This window comes from Mesorhizobium sp. P2_A12 (genome assembly GCF_056405075.1).
Map to the genome: position 1 here is coordinate 162,173 of NZ_JBFUCU010000010.1, position 7,546 is coordinate 169,718.

13 protein-coding genes are annotated in these 7,546 nt (G+C 58.4%); 7 read left to right on the forward strand and 6 right to left on the reverse strand.

Features of this window, described 5'->3' with window-relative positions; genetic code table 11:
* Positions 1-363: 363 nt before the first annotated feature.
* Positions 364-714 carry a hypothetical protein gene (locus tag AC1DZU_RS21770; protein ID WP_477288196.1) on the forward strand — a complete coding sequence of 117 codons (351 nt, stop codon included), beginning with the start codon at positions 364-366 and terminating at the stop codon, positions 712-714.
* On the opposite strand, the gene AC1DZU_RS21775 is transcribed toward AC1DZU_RS21770, so the two are convergent.
* Positions 711-1,019 carry a hypothetical protein gene (locus tag AC1DZU_RS21775; RefSeq protein ID WP_477288198.1) on the reverse strand — a complete coding sequence of 103 codons (309 nt, stop codon included), beginning with the start codon at positions 1,017-1,019 and terminating at the stop codon, positions 711-713. The genes AC1DZU_RS21770 and AC1DZU_RS21775 overlap by 4 nt on opposite strands.
* Before the next feature lie 581 nt (positions 1,020-1,600).
* Here AC1DZU_RS21775 and AC1DZU_RS21780 point away from each other — a divergent pair.
* Together AC1DZU_RS21780 and AC1DZU_RS21785 are read left to right on the forward strand one after the other, a co-directional pair.
* Entirely contained in the window at positions 1,601-1,822 is a 222-nt protein-coding gene (locus tag AC1DZU_RS21780; RefSeq protein ID WP_095087607.1) for a hypothetical protein, read from the forward strand.
* Positions 1,823-1,876: 54 nt separating this feature from the next.
* Positions 1,877-2,065: a hypothetical protein gene (locus AC1DZU_RS21785; protein ID WP_477288200.1), complete on the forward strand. Its 189-nt coding sequence runs from the start codon at positions 1,877-1,879 to the stop codon at positions 2,063-2,065.
* Positions 2,066-2,669: 604 nt separating this feature from the next.
* Here AC1DZU_RS21785 and AC1DZU_RS21790 read toward each other — a convergent pair.
* The 3 genes from AC1DZU_RS21790 to AC1DZU_RS21800 form a co-directional block, all read right to left on the reverse strand.
* Positions 2,670-2,930 carry a hypothetical protein gene (locus tag AC1DZU_RS21790; protein WP_477288202.1) on the reverse strand — a complete coding sequence of 87 codons (261 nt, stop codon included), beginning with the start codon at positions 2,928-2,930 and terminating at the stop codon, positions 2,670-2,672.
* Positions 2,931-3,030: 100 nt separating this feature from the next.
* Positions 3,031-3,411, reverse strand: a complete 381-nt coding sequence (locus AC1DZU_RS21795) for an AMP-binding enzyme (protein ID WP_477288204.1) — start codon at positions 3,409-3,411, stop codon at positions 3,031-3,033.
* Complete coding sequence (locus AC1DZU_RS21800) at positions 3,411-4,139, reverse strand: class I adenylate-forming enzyme family protein (RefSeq protein WP_477288206.1); 729 nt, start codon at positions 4,137-4,139, stop codon at positions 3,411-3,413. The genes AC1DZU_RS21795 and AC1DZU_RS21800 overlap by 1 nt, the downstream gene beginning before the upstream one ends.
* A 46-nt stretch (positions 4,140-4,185) precedes the next feature.
* Here AC1DZU_RS21800 and AC1DZU_RS21805 point away from each other — a divergent pair, with 46 nt between their 5' ends.
* The 3 genes from AC1DZU_RS21805 to AC1DZU_RS21815 all read left to right on the forward strand — a co-directional run bounded on the left by AC1DZU_RS21805 (position 4,186) and on the right by AC1DZU_RS21815 (position 5,888).
* Entirely contained in the window at positions 4,186-4,338 is a 153-nt protein-coding gene (locus AC1DZU_RS21805; protein ID WP_477288208.1) for a hypothetical protein, read from the forward strand.
* A 159-nt stretch (positions 4,339-4,497) separates the two neighbouring features.
* Positions 4,498-5,214 (forward strand): pentapeptide repeat-containing protein, encoded by a 717-nt coding sequence (locus AC1DZU_RS21810; protein ID WP_477288210.1) that lies wholly within the window; start codon positions 4,498-4,500, stop codon positions 5,212-5,214.
* 164 nt (positions 5,215-5,378) lie between these two features.
* Entirely contained in the window at positions 5,379-5,888 is a 510-nt protein-coding gene (locus AC1DZU_RS21815) for a hypothetical protein (RefSeq protein ID WP_477288212.1), read from the forward strand.
* 120 nt (positions 5,889-6,008) lie between these two features.
* On the opposite strand, the gene AC1DZU_RS21820 is transcribed toward AC1DZU_RS21815, so the two are convergent.
* Entirely contained in the window at positions 6,009-6,221 is a 213-nt protein-coding gene (locus AC1DZU_RS21820) for a hypothetical protein (protein WP_477288214.1), read from the reverse strand.
* Between the two features lie 199 nt (positions 6,222-6,420).
* Here AC1DZU_RS21820 and AC1DZU_RS21825 point away from each other — a divergent pair, with 199 nt between their 5' ends.
* Entirely contained in the window at positions 6,421-6,726 is a 306-nt protein-coding gene (locus AC1DZU_RS21825; protein WP_095081959.1) for a hypothetical protein, read from the forward strand.
* Positions 6,727-7,024: 298 nt separating this feature from the next.
* On the opposite strand, the gene AC1DZU_RS21830 is transcribed toward AC1DZU_RS21825, so the two are convergent.
* On the reverse strand, positions 7,025-7,546 hold a 522-nt coding region (locus AC1DZU_RS21830), incomplete at its 5' end, for a J domain-containing protein (RefSeq protein WP_477288216.1).

Consider the following 7,546-nt stretch of genomic DNA (forward strand, 5'->3'; position numbering starts at 1 on the left):
CGGCAGCACAAGAGCATCGTCCAGCCGCTCCTATCGCCTAGCAGCGACCATTACGAGGCGCTCCAGCGCACCACTAGCGCTATTGAAGACGGTGAAGGACATCACCGGCAAGGATGCGCCCTTCATTCAATGGTTTGGGACCGGACCGGCGCGGTCTCCTAGGCAGGGTAGCACGAGGTTGGGACTTCAGTCTCAGTTGAGCTATCGCTAATATGCCTATAGCTTAGGCAGTGCGGGGACAACCCGAAAACCTAATCCCGCAATGGCCGGTGCGGCTCGCTTACAACCCCAAGCAACCCGCCGGCCATTTCTTTTGCGTCTGGATGGCGCGGCCTGCCAAAAGCTGGATCGCGCGGGGGACATATGCGCAGGTCAGTCAAGATACTCGTGCCGGTCTTGGCCGTCGTTTCGACTGAGGCCATGGCTCACGAATGGTATACGGGGAAGAAGGACCCCGTCACTGGCTTCGACTGCTGCGCAGGGTCAGAGTGCGCACCGATCCCGGAATCTCAAGTCAGAGAAATGCCGGGCGGCTATATCTATCTTCCCACTGGCGAGTTCATCCCGCTTCGTCGCGTGCAACATAGCCATGATCGGCAGTACCACCGCTGCATCTATCAATCGGAATTTCTCAACCTGGATCAGGGACGTTTCAAGAAGGGCGACACACGCTGTTTCTTTGCGCCGCATACCGAGATCGGCGCTGCGTATTAAAGCGGCCCGGCATCCGGCAGCAGCGGGGAGGCCCAGGCACAGCGCCGGGCCTGACCTGCGCGGGAAAAAGTTCTGGATCTGTTGTGGATCGCCCGCTGCACCATCACGGTGGAGACTTGCCCCACCAGGATTCCGATGCCTCCTGCGATGGGCATGTAGATGTGTCTATTCCAGCCTTCTGCCTTGCAGAACTTTACAAGCAAGATAGCCGGGGGAAGACCCACCAGAAGAATGCCAAGAGCCTGCCAACGTCTCTTTTTGAGGCGCTCAATATGCGCGGACGGCTCGCCGGTCGCCACCTTCAACCCCTCCCATGTCGCACGGACCTGCCGATAGTTGCAGGAATGACTTGGCAGCGCAATTGGCACCGGGCGGGTGGGGCAGGGAGGGTAGGAAGTCAGGCCGCGGCTGCTTAGCGTAGCCGGGCGTCTTCACTTCTTGGTTGCGTTAGGCCCGCCCAATTTGCTTCCTTGGTGACGCGGGTAGCATCCATCTTTCCCAGCGTCTCCAAGGCAGCCGCAGCGGTCTTGTTGAGAGTGGGCCGATGGGCTTCAGTGTGGTTTCGGTCGGTTGCTCATGTAATCCACGGCCACGACCGCGACGAACGCCAAAACGACGATGGCTGTTCCACCTACCAAAATAACAGACATTTCGACTCCCCACGCGCGACCATCCTACGGCCGAGAAGCCATGGTCGCAACGGTGGGTCTTTAGGGCCAGTAAACGAGGGACTTCAGTCTTAATTGCGCGACTTCTAATATAATATAGATTTATCAGCGCGGGGGGCTTTTCCCGCCAAGGTGGCCGGTGCGGCTTCGCTTCCCCAAGCATCCCCTGCGCCGGCCATTCCTTCGCGAGGCTACCAGCGGCCCAGCGGGAGGGTGCCATGCGAGATTTGCCCATCGACATCGATGCAGATGCCGTGATTGCAGTCGGCCGGTATCTTGATGATCACGCGAAGACCACCGCAGTTTCGATATCTGAGGCGCTCCGTGTAATCAGGCGTGGCGTCAACAAATCGCGCGTCGGCGATATGTGGCTGGAGGAACTGATTGTCGAAAGCGCCGCAGCCAGAAAGCTTGCCATCTTGTTGGACAACCACAACTAAGGCGCGATCCGGCTTGCTTTCGTACACAGTGCGTGCGTGGGCTACATTTTAGCGATGCCTGATAAGCCTATAACAACCTATGTGGTCAGCGTGTTCGAGAAGCCGCACTGGGGCACCGTGCTAACCACCAAGGACAAAGACAAGGCCTTGGCCATGGCGAAGGAGATCTGCGACAAGGCACGGATCGAGAAGATCACGCCGAAGGGCGCTGACCGCGACAAAATTAGCCGTGCAAACGATTAGATTATGAAGCGCGAAGATCCGCAATGCGTGATCGGGAACTACGCCTGACTAGATGCGTTGCATGGAAATGCCTGCTCTTCCTGCAGGCGAGAGCGGGAGGTTTGTATGGATCGGCGATCCTTCTTGACAGCAATGTTTGGCATTGCAGGGGCAGCGGCATTTGCAAGCGCAGTTCGGCCTATCGACGCAGTGGCCGGCGTTCCAGGCGCCAGAAGCGGCATTCTCGATGAACTCGAGGCGCCAGAGGCCGAGACCTTCGACAACGACGGTACCCCGGCAGAAGTGGATCGGGTCCACTATCGGCGCTATCACCGCCGCTACTACCGCCGCTACCCCCGCCGAGGTTGGAGAAGGGTCTGCCGTAGCTATTGGCGACATGGTCGTTGGCGCGTTCGATGCTACCGCAGGAGTGCTTGGGGTTATTATCCCCGTGGATACTAGCGAGTGGGCTCCGCCCGAATTAATCCCGGATTGAAAAGCCCGCCACGGGAGCGACCTGCGGCGGGCTTTTGGAGTGGCTACAGAAGCGCTGAGCGGATTTTCACCGGGGCGGCGCCAGCGAGCTTCGAGGCGGTGATCGCGGCGATGTAGATCGGAACCACGCCTACATCTTGGTCTTCAGGCTGGGCGCGCTCGGCTTCATGTTGTCCCGCATCATGTCCACGAAGGCGCAAGCTCCCTTGGTGAACTGCGAATCCACGCCCACGCCGAGATTCATATCTTCCTTTGTCATCGCGAACACCGCATCGAGTAGTTGATCGTTCAAGACACCACGGTGCGTTAAGATAAGAAAAAGCGATCGGATAAGAGCTGTGTTAGCAATTAATATTTCTGGCGTTGTGTACTCGTGAGATTTTGAGATCATTTTGCCCCTCCACTTTCCCCACGGCCAACATCGCGCCAGTCGAGCGCAAACGCAAGCAGGCTCCCCGAAGGGAGTAGCGCTTAGAGCTCTCCTCTGATGCCTACCCTGTTGATGCTTCCGATTTCAGAAGGCGCTCCGCCAACTTCTTCAACACCACCCGATCAACCTTATCCGTGGCGCTGAGGGGCATCTCATCCAGCAAGAAAACGCTCTCCGGTGCCTTATAGCCAACGCTGGCGCGAGCGAAATGGATAAGCTCCTGCGGGGCTGGCTGCGCGGCGCCTGGCTTGAAAGTTACGAACGCGTGGACATTTTCGCCATGGACGGTGTCAGGGACCCCGACAACTCCGGCGATTGCCACTGCGGGATGGCGCATAAGGGCTTCCTCGACGTCCTGCGGGCTGATGTTCGAGCCATCGTGTACGATGATCTGTTTTCGCCGCCCGCAGAACCAAAGGTATCCGTCCTCGTCTATCTTCATCACATCGCCGGTGTCCAGCCAGCCATCCCTGATGGTGGCACGCGTTGCATCTGCATCACCCCAATAGCCGACCATGTTGCAAGGCGAATTGATCCAAAGGCGCCCTGAGCGCCGGGAGGCAGTTCATTGCCGTTATCGTCGCGGATGGATATCTGGTAGCCGACAATCTGACGCCCGATCGAACCCGCTTTGTTGAGCCCGTCAGGAGGGTTGATCGTGGCAACTCCAATTTCAGACATGCCGTACAGCTCATTGACGGACAAGCCGCTGAGCGCAGTAACTTCGAGCGCCAGCTCGAGCGGCACTTTATCGCCGCCGGCACAGAGCAGTCTGAATGACGAAAAGTCTTCGCGCCTGGCATTCTTCGCCCGAACCAACCCGAAGAGGACCGAGGGCAAAGCGATGAGTATGGTTGGGCGATGCTCGCGCAGCATCAACAGGAGCCCGGGTCCATCGAAGCTTGGCGGGACGACGACACGAGCGCCGGCTGCGAGTCCCATGAGAGCGTCCAGGAGCGCTCCGATGTGCGACATGGATCCGCTCAGCAGAACGATGTCGTCTGCCGCAGTTTGGCAGCCCTGTGCGAAGCTGGCAATCATACTGCCCAGACTTTCGAAACTATGGGCTACTCCCTTTGCCGGGCCGGTACTGCCCGAAGTGAAAAAGATAACCGCAGGATCAGTAGGCGCAGGCATAGGCGAATTTTCTGCCGCGATCGGGCTCTCCAAGAGCGTCGCGAAGTTTGAATGGCGATCGTGCTCCGAGCCGTAGTTGATGACCCCAAGAGTGGCAAGTCACGCGCGACACTGGAAGCGATGTCTTCCTGACGGGCAAGGCGACGACGAGCGGGAAGCCATCGACGAGCGGGAACTCGACGCCAGCGACTATGACTTCCCCGGCTTTATCGAGGGAGGTCAAGGCCTCTAATCATTCCGCATACGAAACGATCGAGCCCACTGCTTCGGTGGCGGGCTTTTCATTTGGCGGTGGGGACTAGCGGGATTAGCGGGAAAAACGCCGTCGCTTTCGAGTGTCAGCAGATGTGGTAAGGTTGATTGTCGGCGAGTAGCAGAGGCCCAGCAACAAATGACTTTGAGGCGAACCAGAGCTTACGGCGCATCCGGCTTGGTTCTAGCGGTTTGCACTGTATTTGCTTGGCAGAACGCCACTGCCGCTCAAAATTGCGACGCAGCCGCGACGCCTGGCGTCAATTGGCAGGACTGTGACAAAAAGCTTCTCATCCTAAAAGGACAGGACCTGAGCGGGGCGAACCTGTTCGGTGTTGATTTCACTTCGACCGACCTCAGGAATAGCAATCTCCTTGCGGCAAATTTTGAGAAGGCAACGCTTGTGCGTGCTTCCCTGGCCGACTCGACCGCCAAAGGCGCCCGGTTCGACAAAATCGAGGCCTACAGGACCGACTTCAGCCGTATGGACGCGCAGGGCGCTGTGTTTGCGAGCGCGGAAGTGCAGCGCTCGAATTTCCAGGACGCCAATCTGACCAATGTTGATTTCACAAAGGCGGAATTGGGGCGAGCGCAGTTCCATGACGCCGATATCAGCGGCAGCCGCTTTTCGTTTGCCAATCTCGCGCGGGCGGACTTCCGAGGAGCGACGTTCACCGCGCCGATAGACTTTGACCACGCTTTTTTCTTTCTGACCCGTATCGAGGGCCTCGATCTTTCCAATTCGGCGGGTCTGTCCCAGTGGCAGCTCAACATGGCTTGCGGAGACGCCCGGACCGAGTTGCCTTCTGGCTTGACGAGGCCTGAAGGTTGGCCCTGTCAATTCCAGCAGGAATAGTTGTCGGCAAGCCGCCTATGATGGCAAGGACGCCGAGGAAGACGAAGACAGCGAGCCGCAACCTAGGCGCTTCATCATCGGAAGTTCCAAGCCGCTGCCTCACCGGTGGCAGGCTTTTTGCTGATCCTTAATCAGACCATCGAAGCGGAAAGAGCGGAAATTCCATGTGCTGCTCGACCGCTTGTACGTCGCGGGGGACCAATCTGCCGAATGCGTCCGGCACCTTCCTGGCGGATCTGGCGGCCCTTCTGGCGACTGGCTGCACGCTCGTCTTCGACATGACCTTCGTCAACGCGCCGTTCAGCTGGGTCATGTGCACTGGCGATGCTGCGAATTGGGGCGCCTCATCGGAAGACATCGTCATTGCGGCCGATGACAACACCTACGACGGGCATTCGCTTGCAGTGGGGTCGGCGCTGACCGTGACGGGTAGCCACAAGCTTGCCCAGACCTTCAACCGCGATGTCGGCGGCGGTGATTTTGAATATGCACGCAGCGTAGACGGCGCTGCTGCCGATACCCAGACCGTCAATTATGCCGCTTCATGGACGGTCGACACTGTGTCGTTCGGGTCCGATGGCGCTGGCGGGCAGCAGCTCGACCATGTCTATATCAAGTCGATCAAGCTATTCCCGGCAAAAGACCCGGCCGACCTCCCGGCGCTGACGGCATGACCGCCTGGCTAGCCTTCACCCTGTCCGCTGGCGTCGTGCTGGCGCTGGCTTGGCCGTTCTAACCCGCGATCGCCATTCCAATGCCTACGCCAAGGCCGATCGCAAGATTTCTACGTTGGTTTACGTCGGTGGATTGCGCACGCGATCTTCCAGATCGCGCTGCTTTTCTTCGTTCGAGGCCAGCCGGTTGAAGGCGTATTCGGCAAGCATGGAGCCGGCGAAGAGGATCAGGAGCGGCACGGTCCACGTCCAGAAGGAATGCAAGGCGAAAAAGGCCAGGCCGGCGACAGCGGCCGAAACCGCAAAGATCGCGAACCGGATCGTCTGGGCCATCTTATTTCCCTGTCCAATTAGAAGGATCGAGATCTTCGGCTAAGGAGTCCGGCGCGGTCCCCGGCTTCGTCAAGAGGATGCTAATATATGCGACGATCGGAACGCATGTCATCCTTTGGCGAGGCCAAAGGCAGAGGGCTTTTCATATCGGTTGGCCAAGTCTACACCATCGGTCGGGCGAAAACGCTGGTGGGGCGCCATGAAACCGATCGCGATTGCAATTCCGTTGCTCTTCCTCGTGGTGCAGGCTCAAGCGCAAGAGCGCAGGGATATCGCCGGCCTGAGTTGCGCCGAAGTTCAGGCACTACTGAAGCAGGACGGCACCACCGTCATTCGCTACCGCTCCATATTCAACCTCAGCCTGACGCGCTACGACCTCTATGTCAGCGGGCAGAAGCAATGCGGTCCTGGCGAGGTGGCTACTGGCGCAGGCGTGCCGACGACCGACACAGATTATTGCCCGGTCCATAAATGCATTGCGAGCAATCTCTTCGTGGCAAGGTAGCCGGCCAGGTCGAGCACTGCGCCGAAAGGTGGCCGGGGCTTTTCTTTGACAAATCCTTGGCGACCCGATCCGCAACCAACGCGCGGTTGTGCGCAAGCCGTTCGAGCGAAGGGGATCGCCGCCTTAGCGCGCAACCCGTTGAAGCAGCGCCTGCCTTGCGGTCTGGTCCGGCTCCTCATCGAAGAGCTTGATAAGGGCGTTGGCACCTTTTACCGCCGCTATCGGCTCTAACTCTTCCTCAGCCTCACCCCTGCGCCGCCGCCGTTTTCGGCGATGAATTCGACGCCAGCCGGTTCGTTTAGCCTGCACGCTCCAGCAGCCTGATGGTTGGCTCACGACGTTGTTCGGTATGGGTGCGGTCGATGCCTTCCACGGTGATCGCGAACGTCCCGTTYTCKATCCTTCCTATCCAGCCTTTGGCTTTTAGATACCAAAGATGAAACTCCAGATGTTCACGCGGGCAGTCGGCCAGGCGTTCGAGTTCTGTATCGCCAATGCCGGGATTGTTGACGTCTTTTCGACGATTGACATAAAGGAGCGAGAGCACTTTGGCCTGAATGACGGCATCCCGTTCGATGCCTTTGGCGTTGCTGGCTTCCTCGCTCAAGTCGCGGCGAATGTTCAAATGCTCTTTATACTCGACGTCGTACTGCGCGCGCTTGACAGGATCTTTGAGCGTATTGTGGGCATCTATGATTTCACTGAAGCGGGATTCGTCGCCAGTATCCCGGTTGTCGGGATGGTAGCGCATGGCAAAATAACGAAATATCCGTTCTATCGTTTCCGAGTTGGCGTTCGGACTGATTTCCAGAAGTTCATA